Source organism: Pseudomonas sp. PA-4-8C (genome assembly GCF_021606625.1).
Lineage (GTDB): Bacteria > Pseudomonadota > Gammaproteobacteria > Pseudomonadales > Pseudomonadaceae > Aquipseudomonas > Aquipseudomonas lactis.
Map to the genome: position 1 here is coordinate 1 of NZ_WKCD01000113.1, position 15780 is coordinate 15780.

8 protein-coding genes and 1 pseudogene are annotated in these 15780 nt (G+C 54.8%); 3 read left to right on the plus strand and 6 right to left on the minus strand.

All coding sequences use genetic code 11. From position 1 onward, the window contains the following. Nucleotides 1–109: 109 nt before the first annotated feature. The 6 genes from GIW04_RS17325 to GIW04_RS17350 all read right to left on the minus strand — a co-directional run bounded on the left by GIW04_RS17325 (nt 110) and on the right by GIW04_RS17350 (nt 10370). A complete protein-coding gene (locus tag GIW04_RS17325) occupies nt 110–1933 on the minus strand; it encodes a capsular polysaccharide export protein, LipB/KpsS family (RefSeq protein WP_236301372.1) in 1824 nt (607 codons plus the stop codon). Continuing rightward, on the minus strand, nt 1930–2985 hold the full coding sequence (locus tag GIW04_RS17330) for a glycosyltransferase family protein (protein ID WP_169918701.1): 1056 nt from the start codon (nt 2983–2985) through the stop codon (nt 1930–1932). Before GIW04_RS17330 ends, GIW04_RS17325 begins: the two co-directional genes overlap by 4 nt. A gap of 71 nt (nt 2986–3056) precedes the next feature. Beyond that, on the minus strand, nt 3057–5459 hold the full coding sequence (locus GIW04_RS17335; protein WP_169918700.1) for a glycosyltransferase family 2 protein: 2403 nt from the start codon (nt 5457–5459) through the stop codon (nt 3057–3059). Then, nucleotides 5459–7945 (minus strand): glycosyltransferase family 2 protein, encoded by a 2487-nt coding sequence (locus tag GIW04_RS17340; protein WP_169918699.1) that lies wholly within the window; start codon nt 7943–7945, stop codon nt 5459–5461. The genes GIW04_RS17335 and GIW04_RS17340 overlap by 1 nt, the downstream gene beginning before the upstream one ends. A gap of 143 nt (nt 7946–8088) precedes the next feature. After that, nucleotides 8089–9534, minus strand: a complete 1446-nt coding sequence (locus GIW04_RS17345; RefSeq protein ID WP_169918698.1) for a DUF4214 domain-containing protein — start codon at nt 9532–9534, stop codon at nt 8089–8091. A gap of 17 nt (nt 9535–9551) precedes the next feature. After that, nucleotides 9552–10370, minus strand: coding sequence for a hypothetical protein (locus GIW04_RS17350; protein ID WP_169918713.1), 819 nt, complete (start codon nt 10368–10370; stop codon nt 9552–9554). Nucleotides 10371–10844: 474 nt separating this feature from the next. Here GIW04_RS17350 and GIW04_RS17355 point away from each other — a divergent pair. From GIW04_RS17355 to GIW04_RS17365, 3 genes and pseudogenes are all read left to right on the plus strand, one after another. Further along, a pseudogene (locus GIW04_RS17355) lies at nt 10845–11824 on the plus strand (IS5 family transposase). A gap of 1214 nt (nt 11825–13038) precedes the next feature. Continuing rightward, nucleotides 13039–14850 carry a type I secretion system permease/ATPase gene (locus GIW04_RS17360; protein WP_169918697.1) on the plus strand — a complete coding sequence of 604 codons (1812 nt, stop codon included), beginning with the start codon at nt 13039–13041 and terminating at the stop codon, nt 14848–14850. Nucleotides 14851–14862: 12 nt separating this feature from the next. Further along, nucleotides 14863–15780: biotin/lipoyl-binding protein (locus GIW04_RS17365; protein WP_236479080.1), on the plus strand; the 918-nt coding region annotated here is incomplete at its 3' end.

The following is a 15780-nucleotide window of genomic DNA, read 5'->3' on the forward strand; positions in this document are numbered from 1 at the left end:
ACATCCGACCGCGTAAGCGCTTCGGTTTCAAGTGCCCCATCGAGGTCATGACCGAGCTGATGGCCAAGCATCACGAGGCTCCCGCCTCAATCCAGTAACTGTGTTGCACTCAGCTCCTGCAACCGCCAGTTAATGAGCCCAGCTTACCATTTACTATGAGTATAGTATTGTCGGAGGTGAGTAGGGCAATGCAATGTCCGCACTTATCCGAGATGCTAGCTGGCACTTCTACCCTAAAGCCGCAATTAGAGGGGAACGTGCGTATGGGTGAGTTTGCAAGCTCGCGCAAAAAGTCAGCAGTGTCCAAGCGTGCAACCACCACATGTTGAGAGGAGAGGACTGCGTTGTCTTTTATCACCAGTATAAGCGCAGCTTGGCGAAGTTTGTCATCTATCGCCCAACCTTCTATTTTCGTAACGCCCTTCTTCCCGTCCACTGGCGAGATGATATCAATGTTACCAACAAATAGCTTATCAAGAACTTTGGCAGAGCCGCACGCTACTGCTCGCCCTGATTCACGCGCAGTAATGGTAGCGACGCCATTGCTTATCTTGATTGTCTTAGTTTTGGAGGCCAAGAGTTTCAGATTGCCAAAGATATCGAGTGGTTCGGGCACAGTCTCATCATCCGCGACATCGTCATCAAGCCAATTGATTCCGTACTTGAATTTATTAATCCAGTTCTGCCAGTACAATGCTTGAGTTGGCGCAATGCCTTGACTCTTCATGTCCCTCAGAAATAGCAGAATGTCAACGATTGGCTTGCCTGTGCCAACAATGTCCTTATTAATGAGAAGGTGCCCGGACATAAAGTTAAATAAGCTTCTAACGTAAGACGGGTTGTTCGGGACTCTCTCAAGCTTTCGAATATCATCTAGGCTGACTTTGAGGGTGCCGCCTACATCGTACATCGCGTCACCCATTATTAGAGCTTTTTTCCCTAGAAGAAGTGCTTCGTATCCCACCGAACTGTTGATCGTACACACATATGCTGCCTGAGATATCAAGCGTAGTGAGCGAGTAACAGTGACTGAACGGTCAAGAATTGTGACACTTTCGTTAAAGGTCCTTGCGTAGATTAAAGCTTTAGTTTCTTCTATGAGATTATATGGGCGGCTTAGCGAACCCGGATGTGGCTTGATTACCACGTGATAGCCTTGGCTAATGAAGTCGGGAAGGACTTTCTGTAGAAAATCCAGTGGGCCTTCGAAATCTGAATTTTTTATTGTATTTAGGTCATCTGCTAATTGCAGAGGAACATAGATAAACGGGAACTTAACAAGGCTGGTTATAGGGTCTGGAGTTGCAGTGTAGGGTACGTCAACTATGCCAATACCTTCAGGGTTGTTTTCGTGCCGACTTTTGGGGCCCAGCCAGGTCTGTACCGGGTAGTTTTTTAGCGACAAGTCGGAAATCATAGCTTGTCTAGCAGCGGCATTCCCATTTGTTCCTGCTGGGTCGAAATACATAGTCTCAATAAAAGGCGAACGCGTAGGACCAAGTTCGCCATGCAGAACGATAAGATCATACGTATCGCAGAAGCGTCTTACCGCACCATTTTCAGACCACAGTACTACTGCATCGAACGGGTATTTCTGATATATGCGGCCCAACATTGATACGTACAGGTCTGATGCAAGACCGGTACCATTTGTAAGGTCAATCCATACATCAATGTTACTTTTACCCCACGCTGATTTATAGTCCTCAATCTGTTTGGATTCGATGCCCGTTGGCCGCTCACAGATTATGGAGGCCTGAGGAACCTTACCGCAAATCACATCAATAACAGCGTTATTGGAAAGTATCCGTAAGTCCAAATCATTGGAATCAATTTGTTTTAGCAGTGATTCCGCTAGGTACGCGCCGATACCAGAAAACTCTTCGAAGCTATCGCGGACGGGATGTGGTTCGACATAAAGTAGAATTTTCATTGTTCTATAAACTCATTAACCCATTTGGCGACTTGCTTTTCGGCAGAGACTTCTAGATCAACGCTTCTGGCTGCATCTTCTAGCTCGTTCTCCGAATGGCTGATAGGCGCTAGGAGCGCTTCTTTCCAGTCATCCGTGGATCTGCATTTTCTCAATAAAATCGATTCAAAGCGATCAATGTCGGGAATTGGAGTGCCGATCACTGTGCAACCTGATAAGGCGGCTTCAAAAAATTTCAGACCACTTTTGCATTGGTTAAATTCTGTGTCTTCTAAAGGGCCGAGAACGAATTTGCTCTTGGCCATCAATCTTGGTAATTCATGAAAGGCTACGTAATCAGCTTTGTGAATTTGATCCGAATACCTGCTCAAAGAGTTTGGTATTTTAACGGGGCCCGCAATCATCAGTTTAATTGAAGAATTAGAGTCCAAGGCTTCTCTTAGTGGCTCTTCAATCATCTGTAAGTCAGGATTGTGGGAGGCTGTGCCAGGGAAATAAGCGAAAGTGTAAGGGCGCTTACCAACTGGATTTCGCTCACGCACCATTTCGGAAATCCCGGCGAACGTCGGATCTACTCCATTGTGGATTACAGCAGACTTTTTCGCGGAAAACAGAGTTGATAAGTGCTCCGCCAGTGGTGTAGTGGATGAGCTGAATCTTGTAAATAGCGAAGCGGCGCCAGCGATTTTTGCAAGGCTCTTACTCACAGTTGACACGTTTTCAGATCGGGTTCTGACTGCGGGTGTTTCAATGGCGTGGAGTACGCTGAAGTTAAGGTCATCAAAGTCCGCGACTACACGTTCAGTAGGCATGGCCATGATGAACTCAGCCAGCTCTGCGGTGAGCGCAGGCCGGTGAAAAACATAGTAATCGTAGTTGGCAAATATTGCAGGTTGACTCTGGAATATCGCCTGGGTTGTGCATGATGTTGGATGACCTAGCGCGGATAAGCTCTGCGCAAAATTGAAGCAGCGATATCGAGTTGAAGGGTCGTAGTAGGGCCGTTTATGTCTCGATGTATTGGATACAAATAAAATTGAGGGCTTTTTCATTTTGTTTCAGCGTCGCATCCATGAATTCTATAAAAGAAATAATTCTGTAATTATCCTGATTCGGGCTTTCGTCAGGGTTTGTGCAATCCTAACAGCTGGGTCCGTGGCTTGATTTTGCTTTGGTGCATGGTTAAGCCCCCATAGGGGCCGCTTAAATAGTCCAGGCTAAGCGAGGGGTGGTAGTAGCGGTCCACAGAGCCGTATTGTGCCCACCTTTCCAAAAAATTTCGTTGTTCGCGTTTAGAACGCGCTTTCTTCTCGGGGGATAAATCTTTCCCTCGACTAGCGGATTCGGCATGGATCAAGCGAGCGAAAGCGCTCCAGACAATGTGCATCCCATGTTCTTGGATGCGTAAGCAGAGATCCACATCATTAAATGTTACGGGGAACGCTAGCTCATCCAATCCGCCAACTTCATCAAATACTGACTTGCGCATAACCAAGCACGCGGCGGTAACAGCGCTCTGACGTCGAGTTATCTGATTCATCCCCAGATAGCCTGGATCACCTTCATGTGAGAAATTACCAGTATGCGCTGCCAAGCCATTGACACCTACGACCACCCCCCCGTGCTGAACTATACGATTGGGCCACATTAGTTTAGCGCCGACCGCCCCCACTCCAGGGCGGTGGAGTTGGGCAACCATCTCCCGAAGCCAACAGCTGTCCATGATCTCGATATCGTTATTTACAAGGCCGATTATATGGCCCGTTGCTATCGCTGCTGCGCAGTTGTTGATAGTCGAGTAGTTGAACGGGTAAGGATGAGCCAGGATTCTAACGCCGCGCTTCTCTACGGCAGAGAGGTAATCAAGTGTGTCAGGGTCAGTCGAATCATTATCAACAATGATCAGCTCAAGATCTGGGTAGTCAGTGTGCTCGAGCAAGCCCTCTACGCAGGTCTTCAACAGCGCGTACTGATCGCGTGTGGGTATAATTAAAGATACCCGCGGCAATTGAGCAGGTAATGGCCAGTGTGCCCTTAACAGCGCTGGAAAGTCAGCAAGTTGAGTTACCTGTGAACCCAGTGCAAGTTGAGCACATAACCACTGTATGGCGTGCAAGCGACTAAGTGAGGGCTCACCCTGCTCGGGACTAGCTGGTTGGTCTAAGGCCCGGTGATACAGCACCTTTGGCAGGTGCACGACACTGGCGTCACAATTTTCAGTGGCCAATACAATGCCTGCGACCAAATCATGCCATCCTGTAGCTGATGCGGTTGTTCGCGCAGCTAGCAGCCCCAGCGCTTTTTGCACTACTTCCGCACTGAATATTGCACCTGGTGTGAAAATATCGGCACCGATAAATAGGTCGATATCCCAGGCGGGCTTGAACCATGGCAGACTTCGCTCGCCGTCCTGGCCGTCGCGATCACAATCAGCATAGCCCCATGCACTGCCGTCATCGAGCAGTGCGCTTAGCTCTGTCATCGCTTGGGGAGCAAGTCGATCACCTGCATGCAATGGAATAATACGGTCACACCCTGCATCTAGGAGCTTTGTAACGGCGAGCATTAGGTCGGTGGATGTCTTGGCGACTTCGCTGTTAAGGCTTGTACCATTTGATATCGAGCTATTCAGGCTACGCTGCTCTGCAAGTGGGTCGCCATTGCTAATTAGGAGCAGGCCAATACGTCCTTGTATCTTCGAATTATTTGAAGCTTTATTGCTTTGGAAAACTTCAAACCATTCAGGGTAGCATTGCCAACCGGCGCTCTTTGGAAGTAGTAACGTTTGCTCTCTGACCACCTGTGATAGGAGAGCTACTGTCTCGGGAGCCTGCGTCGAGTCAAGTTGGCGTAGGAGCCCCTCGGCTCCTTCAGGCCAGCAGCACAACCTGATAGGGCTACCAGCTAGCGGGTTACCACTGTCGTCGAATATTTCCAGAAAATGGACCTTCCCGTCGGCCAACCGCCACGGCAGGTCAATCGAGAAGCCGTGATCGCTTGTCGACCGATAGGCTAATGCCTGATTGTGAATATTGCAGGTAGTGGTCGCTATTACCACATTATCTTCACGTACCGTGACTACGACATGACGCAATGGGGATAGAGGGTCCCACGACCAACCACCAATGCGTAATCCTCCTGTGTGCCACACCTGCGAAGCAATGGCCGAGACCTCCAGAGGAGCTCTGGCCGGTAGCAATACAGTGCCTTTTAGCGAAAAACTACCATTGGCAATCCGCACTGCAATCACCGCTGCTTCATCCAACCAACTCTGTCGCAGTTGCACGGTAAACCCGTGAAACTCGTCCCCGGCGGGGGCCAAAGGCTCATACTGGTCTGCCCGGGCAAGCGCGACCGGTGCGCCATCGATGATCACTTCCACAATCGGGCGTTGATCTGGTTGTGCCATATTCATCGCCCAGCCGTGTAACACGTCACCTTGCAGGCCAAGGATGACACCGGCATGCGCGCATGGCAGTACTGGGTGTTGGCCCGCCTGGGGTTTTTCCAAGAGATCTTGAGTCATCAGGCCTGGCTCACTGAAAAGGGTAAAGAAGTCAAAGCGCTCGCACCGGCTTCGGTCGCCACCGCACCTGGGTTGGCAAACAGTGGCACAGCCAGCGTCTCGGCGAGCATTGGAGCGTTCCAGTCGGCGCCTGGTGCATCATCGAGGCTTAGCACGGCGCCGCAGCCCGCAGCGCGAGCGCGCTCGGCTAGACTGAAATCGTGCAGCAGCGGAAGCCGATGAACGACACCGGTTGCCTCTAGAGCCTTGAGCCAAGGCCCATCATCCTTGGCTAACAGTATCAGCGGTAATTGTTCACGAATGGCCTGTCTCGCCAGGCTTAGCCAGCGCTGGGCGACGGCTGGCCGGCTGAGGCTGTCGCCGATCAGCAATACTCGCTGGAGGGTTGCAGCCGCTACAGGGTCTGCTACGGATGCAGGGGCATGGGTGGTAGGCAGCAAGGCTGCGTCTGGAAGTCTATTAGCGTAGCCTGCCTGCAACGCTTGCCAAGGTAGCTGGATGGCAGCTGCTGCGCAGGCAAAGCGCTGCCAGTCGAAGGTGTCGTCCTGACTGAGGAGCCGGTCGTCCCGGCAGATGATCCGATAGGGCAGTCCGAGCAGGGAAGGTAGCCCGCACAGTTCAGTAGGGCAGCGGGTCAGCTGCTCATATTGAATTTCGCAAACTGGCAGCAACCGCAATGTCTCAAGCAATTGCTCATACTGCCCCGGCAGCTCGAACTCCAGGCTCAGCGACAGCGGCCGCATAGGCGCCTGCAGCGTAGCCCAGACGCGATGATGCTCGTGGCGCCACGCGAGGCTGAATACCGATTCGCTGTGTGCATCGCCGCCACTTATATGAAGGGTTTGGGCAATCTGCTCGCTCCAAAATGCTTTTTGTGCAGCGGTGCTTAGACCCGCCAGATTGGCTACGCGGGCACGCTGCAATTGGTCACGGACCGGTTTGATCGGATCGCGGAGGCAGAACGCATTGTAGCGAGCGGAAGCGTCAGGGTAACGCTTGCGCAGGATGGCGTTGTTATGTGCCACGCGCAGCGTTTTTTCGGCGCCGAATGAAATCCCGCCCTGATGCGCGACAAATACATTCGCTGCGCCCATATGACGCCACCCGAGACTGCGAGCCCGCAGGCACCAGTCCGTTTCTTCGCCATAGCCGCGCGCCAGGTGTACCTCGTCCAGATAACCCACCTGATCCAGCGCGCTGCGCTTGATGTACAGGCAGAACCCGCAACCGGTCTCAATTTCTACCGGTGAGCTGTCGGTCTGTCGGGCGAGGTCGTCCAGCTGCGCCTGCGCCGTGGCGCTGGGCATGGGGTGGCTGGCTCTGCTCTGAGGAAAGCTCATCAGCTCGCCATTGTTGGTGAACGGCGTCACCGAGGCAATGCTGACATCGCTGTAGGCCACTTGGCGCAGACGATCAAGCCAGTTGCCATGCACGCGAGTGTCGGCATTCAGCCACACCACATCCTTGCTCGGGCTCAGCGCCATGGCACGGTTCATGCTGCGAATGAAGCCCAGATTCACCGCATTGTTCACCAGCGTGATCTTGCCTTTGCTCGCGAGCACCCTCAATGCCTTGGCGAGGGCGGGCAGGGGAGTGGCGTCCTCGACAACAACCAAGCGATGCGGCGTGCGATTGAGCTTGCGTGCCTCAAGCGCGCTATTGATGCATTCCAGCGTTTCATCAAGGCCAGCGTATACCGGTATCAGCACATCCACCGGCTGCTTATCGCCGCGCCCGCCCGCTGCAGGCGGCGGCACAAATGCTTGCATGGCAAACACCGGGCTCCCCAGCAGCGGTGTGCTATCAGCAAAGTGCAGGTGAACTGCCGCAGTTGGATTGGGTACGTTCACGCGCAAGCCGCCATGGGTCGTGGGCAGGCCTGCAGCGCTGAGCAGTGGGTGTGGTGCGCTGGCGTGGGTGTCGATACTAACGCCATTGGCTTCGAGTCTTAGTGCAACCGGGGTCTGCAAATTGTGCAGATCGATCGCCCAGCCCTGGATCACGCGTTGTTCAGGTACGTAGCGCACCACCCCAACCTTACCCGGGGCGTCGGTTTGCGTGGCCAGTAGCTTGAGCACTTGCGAGAGCTCCTGCGCTGTATGGATTTCAGGCAAATGGGCAAGGATCATCCGGCGCAGCTCGGCGGGAGCTTCCGACTGACTGCGGGCCTGCCACAGCGTCATGCGCAGCGCCAAATCATTGGGGTGGGTTTTCCAGGCTGTTGTCAAGTAGCGGGTAGCGAGTTTGAGGTGGCCCTGCGCCAACAGGCTGCGGCCAACCAGTGCATGGATGTCGGCACGGTCGGGCAGCGCCTGGGCTGCATTGGCAAAATAAATAAAAGCCAGGTCAGGCGTTTGCGGAAGTGCCGCGATGCCTTTCCACACCAAGGCTTCCGGCCGGTACTCAGCGATCTGCATGGCACGCTCGAGCGCAGTAGCCGCGAGGCTGTGCTCGTTGGCTTGGCGATGGCGGTGGAAAATGTCCATGAGCGTTTCTCGCCCATGGTCGAGGTGTCTGGACATAAACTTGGCTTTAGAAGAAATAAAAAAGAGGGGCGACCCGGAAGTCGCCCCTTTTCGCATACACCCGACCTTGCGGCCGGGCATACGCATCGCTACGATAGGGCTAGTTACACCTGGCCGTGCAGCACGACGACGTTGTCGATGTTGTCAACAGCTTCAGGCGAACCAACGATGCCCAGGGCAACATCGGCGTGAGTGCCGCCGTTGGCCAGCAGGCCCAGCCAAGCGGCCTTGCCAGTTGCATCGGAATCGCGACCCAGAGCGGTCTGGTACAGGCCTTCGATGAAGTCTGCATCGGACTTGGTCTGAGCTTCAGCGGAACCAACAATGGCGGAAGCTACTTCGGAACGGCTTGCACCGTTGAACAGCTGACCGACCCAAGCATTCAGGCCTTCTTCTTCAGCTTCACGGCCCAGGACGTTTTCGTACAGGTCGCGTACGAACTCGCCGTTGGATTCATCGGCAGCGATAGCCTCTTGCGAAACTGCGATCGCAGCAGCGATGTCGCTCAGCGAACCGCCGTTGGCCAGCAGGCCAGCCCAATCCGAAGCGCCTTGCTCGTCAGCGTCACGGCCCAGCAGAGCTTGGTACAGGTCGTTGATGTCGGTAGCGTTAACAACGTCCTTGACCTCGGAGGAGTTCAGGAAGAGGTTAGCGATGTCGGTCAGCGAAGTGCCACCGTTAACAGCGCCTACGAAGTCCTTGGCACCTTGCAGATCTGCATCGCGGCCCAGGATACCTTGGTACAGACGCAGGGCAGAAGCTTCAGCTTCGCTGTGAGCCAGTGCAACGGTCTCAACGGTATCGCCTTCAACAAAGGTCAGGAACTCAGCGTTGGAGATCGAAGCGGTTTGGCTACCGGTCAGAGTAACGTTGAAGTTGGAGTTGGTAGCGAACGCGTAATCATCACGCGAACCGTCCAGCTGAACCACATCGTAACCAGCGCCAGTGTCGACGATGTCAGTGTGGTTGACGCCGCTCAGGACGACAGTGTCGTTACCAGAACCGGTTTTGACGTTGTTGTTGCCAGCGCCAGCGACAACGGTGTTGTTGCCGTTGCCGGTAACGATGGTGTCGTTGCCGTCGCCGCCGTCAATGTAGGTGTTCTGGTCGCCATTGACGGTGATCACGTCGTTGCCGTTGCCAGTGGTGACAACCAGGCCGATTTCGGCGTTGGCGTCAGCGCTGACAGCGATGTCGGCAGCCAGAGCAGCGAAGGCAGCAGGGGCAGTGCCCGATTGGCCTTGCAGGGTAACGTTCAGGCTTGCATCGCTCTCCAGGATGTAAGCGCGAGCGCCAGCAGCTTCAGCTTCGGACAGGTCCAGAGTCACCAGGTCGGTTGCAACGCCAGCGATTTCGCCAGTAACAACATCTACTGCGCCGCCAGCTGGCAGCTCCAGGTTCACGCCGTCGAAGCTAGCAACGTTCACGGTGGCGCCTTCAGCGTCCAGGCCCAGCAGCGAGCTGATGGCGTTGACAGTGCTGTCAGTCAGAGTAGTAGCTGTCAGGAAAGACTGAAACTCGGTAGACGAAACGGGGCTATCGTATTGCATGATCGATTCCTACGACTTCAAGCCAATTGGCTTGCGACACTTATTTTCTGCTGGTAAGCAGAGTTTTCCCACGGAGACTTAGAGCGGTCAGCGTTCATCTTCGTGACGGGAGTAATGGCGATATGCAGCGCCACCAGTGGCTCGTTGCCAGTGGGGCCATGCATCATCTGATCGGCGATCAAACGTTGTGGTTCGGCGTTGCCGAAAACGATGTGACCGGAAAGTTCGTAATGTTTGCGTCGCGGCCCGACCAGACTGAAGCCGGCGCAGATCAGTGGCAGGCCCTCGCCGCGAATGCCGACGACGGTGCCGCTCGAGACATTCCGGCTGGGACCGGAGCCGGCCACCATGCAGGTGTAAAGCAGGTCTGCACCCGCTGGCTTATCTGGCCAACCAATGGCGAACGCTTCGATGAATTCTTCGCTGTCAGGCGCGCCTACCCAGCCTTCACTCGAGAAAACCTCGCCGGCATGTTGCAGGTGGGCGGTGAGCTCCAGTGCCATGGGCGCAGTGCTGGCTTCCAACGCCAGTTCCGGATCGCTGGTGGCGACCACGGCAAACGCACGCATGATGGCAGGGGAGCTGTCGATGCGGTCTATGCGCAGGTCAACCGGGTCGATAACGTCGTCGAACATGTGGTATTCGGTTATCAGAACCGTGGTCACGCCGCCCTTGACGCGAGCAACGATGGTGTCGCCCAGCTTGTTCAGCATGTTTTTGCTGACACCCTCGGCGGGGAAGAAATCGATCGAGCCCTTCCCGAGCGGCGCTTGCTGCAAAGCTATGCAAACAGGCTTGTCGGCGGGCGGCTGAGAGGCGTACCGGAAGATGTACATGCCCGTCTCGAGCAGGGTGACTCTCGAGCTGATTTTCAGGCCATCTAGCGGCTGCGAAGGCGAGGACATGGCGTTGTTAAGCTCCTTTTAAACAAAAACACTGGCAGCTAACTTGCTCAAACCCGTGCATACACCTGGAACGGACAGCGAAGGCTCCATCCGAGGGACGAAGATGCAGGGATGTGAAAACGTTGTCAACTCACATTGTAAAAAAATTTTCATTTTTTCACTGAGCTAAACCCGGCTCAATGAGCGCAGGCGTGGATTGAGTGCGATGCGAGCGCTGCGACGACCCACGCTATAGTTCAAAAATCCATAGATTTTCATATGCTTGTAGCGTTAATAATATCATCCGTCAATGCTTTGGCTTGGGCATGATATGGGTGCTGATAAGCGTCTGGGCTTAGGGGGATTCTGAAAAAGGCTTCCTGATTTGGCAAAATCACCGGACGCCAATCGCCGAGCCATTCGATGATGAAGCAAATGACCTTCGCCGATCCGAGTGCACCGGTAAGCGCAAGCGGACCCGCAAGGAGCTGTACCTTATCGAGATGGATCGGATCGTGCTCTGGAAGGGTTTGATTGCCCTGATCGAACTTCATTACCTGAAGGGCGAAGTGGGTCTTCTGGCTTATCCCTTGATGGCCATACTGCGTGTTCATCTAATGCAGAACTGGTTCGGTTACATCGATCCGGCGGTGGAAGAGGTGCTTTACGAGACGACGATCTTGCGCCAGTTTTCCGATCTGAGTCTTGAGCGAATCCCGGACGAAACTGCCATTCTCAACTTCCGTCGCCTACTGGAAAAACACGAGTTGGCCACTGGCATTCTCGGCGTGATCAATGGCTGTCTAGGCGATCGTAGCTTGTCACTGCGACAAGGCACCATCGTCGATGCCACGCTGATTCATACACCCAGTTCGACCAAGAACAAGGACGGCAAGCGCGACCCGGAAATGCACCAAACGAAGAAGGGCAACCAGCATTACTTCGGCGCCAAGGCGCACGTTGGTGTCGACGATGACTCAGGGCTGGTGCACAGCGTGGTGGTCACGGAGGCAAACGTGGCGCGCGTGACCCAAGTCGACACACTGCTAAACGGTGCTGAGAACGTGGTCTGCGCCGATGCAGGCTATACCGGTGTCGAGAAGCGCAAAGAGCATGCTGAACGCCAAGTCATCTGGCAGGTTGTAGCCCGGCGCCGGGTCTACAAGAAGCACGGAAAGCTCAGCATGTTGTACAAAGCAATACGCAAGTTCGAGAGAGCCAATGCTCAGGTTCGCTCCAAGGTTGAGCATCCATTTCGGGTGATCAAGCGTCAGTTTGGTTATACGAAAGTGCGCTTTCGAGGCTTGGTTAAAAACACTGCTCAGGTGGTAAAGTTGTTCTACCTGTCGAACCTGTGGATAGCACGTCGACATTTGCTTTCCGGCGCGGGAGAGGTGTGCCCGTAATGAGGGAAATAGTCGCTTCAAGGCGCTTGCTGCGGAAAAAATGCATGAAATAGGCGGCAGACTTGATCGATCTTGAACGGCTGCCGTTTTTTGAATCCCCTATGGCTCAGCAGTCGAAAAAGAGCTGCCTACTTCAGACCATTCTGTGCGACACGAGGCTTTACCTGTCATTGTCCAGCCATTGCAAGTACGGATTGGCAGCGGACTCACCGTATGACCAGCGGTAGCCTAACAAGACATGCATCGCTGGTAACGGTGGTGTGTGAAGCTCTTGTGGCAACGCAGCCCCTTGACGGTGTGCTTTCGCTGCGAGGTGAAGCACAAATACTCGGAGTCGTACCGGTTTTAGGCGCCAGGCTGGCCAGTATGAGCAACGCAAGCGAACTGCTGATAAAGTCCGTGACTGAAAACATATCAAAGTGGCTGACAGGCATGAACCGAGAGGTAGTGAGTTTGTTATTTCTGTGGGATTCGGAAATACGTCATCACAAGGCTCCCGGCGAAAAGGCAGGCCCTAACCTGGTCGTGTGACAGGCAAGGAACGTGGTAAGCCCATACTGCTGACTTTTGGGCAGGTGAGCCGTAAGGTGAGCTGTTGGCCGTGTGGGTAAGGGATCGCAGAGAAAGCGAACGCCGGGCTGTAAGGGTTCGGATAGGGGCTGGAACATCACCCCACGGGAAACCCGGCAGACTTCTGCGCGGTCGTTGATCGCATAAAGTCTGATGGGACTATCTCAGAAGTAGCGAGAGCAGGCCAGCATGACAGAGCACGGGCGAAAGCGCGTGTCTGCGGCCTGCCACCTATCACCACTATAGGAGGGAGGCGTAGTCGACTCGGAACTGATTGCAAAGGTGTATTGGCTCCAGAGATGAAGAGAGACCCATACGCCGGTCTTCCTCGGAAGGCTTACTAACGGCTTGAACCGTATGCGGTGAAAATCGCACGTACGGTTCTCAGGGGGCCTGATCAGTAATTAGCTGGGGCTGCCCGATTAGTACCTTTGGTCGCTAGGCAATTTCGCTGACGGCATTGTGATATCTAAGTTGAATCTGAAAGTTCACTCATGCTCGTTTGTTGACGCTTGTCATTAATTCTTCATAAATGAAGCGCTTCATCGGCTCGTCAAGCGACGCTGTGGGGGATCAGGCACGCTGCCGCCTCTATTCGAGTGTTACACTAATTCCCGTTTTTTGCCCTCCTCAGTATGGATACCATGAGTTCACTATCCGAAAACAACCTTAAAGCCGCCCTCAAAGCCTGCAAGAGCAGCTTCCTTTCGGTCGGTTTCTTCAGCTTCTTCGTCAACACGCTGATGCTCGTGCCAACGTTCTACATGATCCAGATATCCGGGCGTGTGGTCCCATCAAGCAGCACCTCGACCTTGCTTATGCTGACTGTAATTCTGACCTTGTTGCTGGCGACCATGGGGTCGCTTGAGTGGGTGCGATCGCGGGTGATGGTGCGCATCAGCAACCGGCTCGACGTGATGCTCAGTCGCGATGTCTACCGTGCCAGCTTCAAACGAGCACTGAATAGCGGTGGCGGAGACGCTACCGCTCAGTCGTTGAATGACCTCACTGCGCTGCGGCAGTTCTTCACCGGCAATGGGCTGTTCGCTTTTTTCGACGCGCCCTGGTTCCCTATCTACACCTTGGTCATGTTCCTGTTCCATCCCTGGTTCGGTTACATGACGCTGGCATGCGGCGCAGTTTTGACCGTGCTCGCCTTCGTCAACCACCGCTTGACTGCCAATGCCCTGGCCAATGCCAACAAGGAAAACGTAGCCTCGAACATGGTGACTACCAAGACCTTGCGCAATGCTGAAGTCATCGAGTCGATGGGCATGCTCGAGACACTGATGAATCGCTGGGCCAAGCGTCAACGGCGAATCATGCTGCTGCAATCCGAGGCGAGTGACAAGGGCGGTATCGTCACCACCATCTCTAAAACATTCCGCACCTGGTCGCAGTCAATCATGCTGGGCATTGGCGCCTACCTGGTGATCACTCATGAAATCAATCCTGGCCTGCTGATGGCGGGCTCTCTGCTGTTGGGTCGCGCCCTGGCGCCTATTGATCAGATGATCGGCAGCTGGAAGGGTTTCGTCGCTGCCAAGGTTCAGTACGATCGCCTGAGCAAGGTCATGGATGACCTCAACAAAGAGCCGGAGCGCATGCCGCTGCCCGCGCCGGAAGGGCACATTCAGGTGGAAAACCTGGTCGTTGCACCCCCGGGCGCGAAAGCGCCCGTTATCCGCAATATCAGCTTCGCGGCACCTGCAGGGTCCATTGTCGGTATCGTTGGCCCAAGTGCCGCGGGCAAGTCCACACTGGTACGGGCAATCATGGGTATCTGGCCGCCGCAGCATGGCGTGGTACGCCTGGATGGCGCCGACATCCATAGCTGGGACAAGCATGCGCTGGGCCCTTATGTCGGCTACCTTCCGCAGGACATCGAACTGTTCGAAGGCAGCATCAGCGAAAATATTGCTCGATTCGACAAGGTTGACCCGGACAAGGTCGTGCAAGCCGCGCAAATGGCCGGCGTTCACGAAATGATCCTTATGCTGTCCGACGGCTATGACACCGTGATTGGTTCGGATGGAGTCAACCTTTCGGGCGGCCAGCGCCAACGTATCGGCTTGGCCCGTGCCATCTACGGTAACCCGCGACTGATCGTGCTCGACGAGCCCAACTCGAATCTGGACGATGTCGGCGAGCGCGCCCTGGGCGTGGCGTTGCAGAAACTCAAGGAAACCGGCGCTACGGTATTTATCGTGTCGCACCGCCCCAACATCCTCAGTCGTCTGGATCGCGTGCTGGTGATGTCGGCCGGCACCATTTCGTTGTATGGCGACCGCGACCGGGTCATCGCTGAACTGGCGGCTCAGCAGGCCAAGGGTCAGCAGCGCGTCTCTCAGCCTGATGCACCGCAGCATCCGGCGGCTGGGCCTGCCGCTCCAAAATCAGCGCCACCAGCGCCGGCCGCCGCTGTGCCGGTTACCACCACCAGCCCCGGCGTGTGAAGGGATTTCCAGATGAGCAGTAAAGCGATCACCACGTTCGACCATAACTTCGATGACATGCCGACCTCCGATCGCGGCATCCGCCGTATCGGCATCACCATTATCGTGATCACCTTCGGCGTCTTCGGCACCTGGGCTGCCTTCGCCCCATTGAGCAATGCGGTGCACGGTTCCGGTGTGGTAACCGTACAGAACTACCGCAAGACCGTGCAGCATCTGGAGGGCGGCATCGTCAAGGAGCTGCTGGCTCGCGATGGCGATCTGGTACAAAAAGGCGATCCGCTGATCGTGCTGGATGAAGCACAGCTCAGTGCTGAGTACGAATCTACACGCAATCAGCTGATTGTCGGCCGCTATAAGGAGGCACGCCTGCGTGCGGAGCGTGATGGTCTGCAGGATATCCCGGCGGTAACCATGGATGGCACCGACTCTGAGCGGGCCAGAGAGGCGCTGGGCGGAGAGCTGCAGGTATTCAGGGCTCGACATGACTCGCTAATGGGTGAGATTTCAGTTAATCGCGAACGGATCGCGCAGATGAAGGAGCAGATCGCCGGCCTCGACGACATGATCCGCACCAAGCGCAACCTGGAGAAGTCCTACACCGGTGAAATCAAGCAGTTGAAAGAACTGCTGGCCGAGGGCTTCATCGACAATCAGCGTTTGCTCGAGCAAGAGCGCAAGCTCGATCTGCTCAAGACTGAAGTCGCGGACCATCAGTCGAGCATCACCAAGACCAAGCTGCAGATCGGTGAAACCGAGCTGCAGATTGTGCAATTGAAAAAGAAATTCGACTCGGATGTGGCTAATGAGTTGTCTGAAGTCCAGGCCCAGGTGTTCGACCTTCAGGAGCGGGAAGCGGCGCTGCGTGATCGTTTGTCGCGGGTAGTCATTCGTGCCCCCGAGCGCGGCATGGTGCTGGTCATGAAGGTT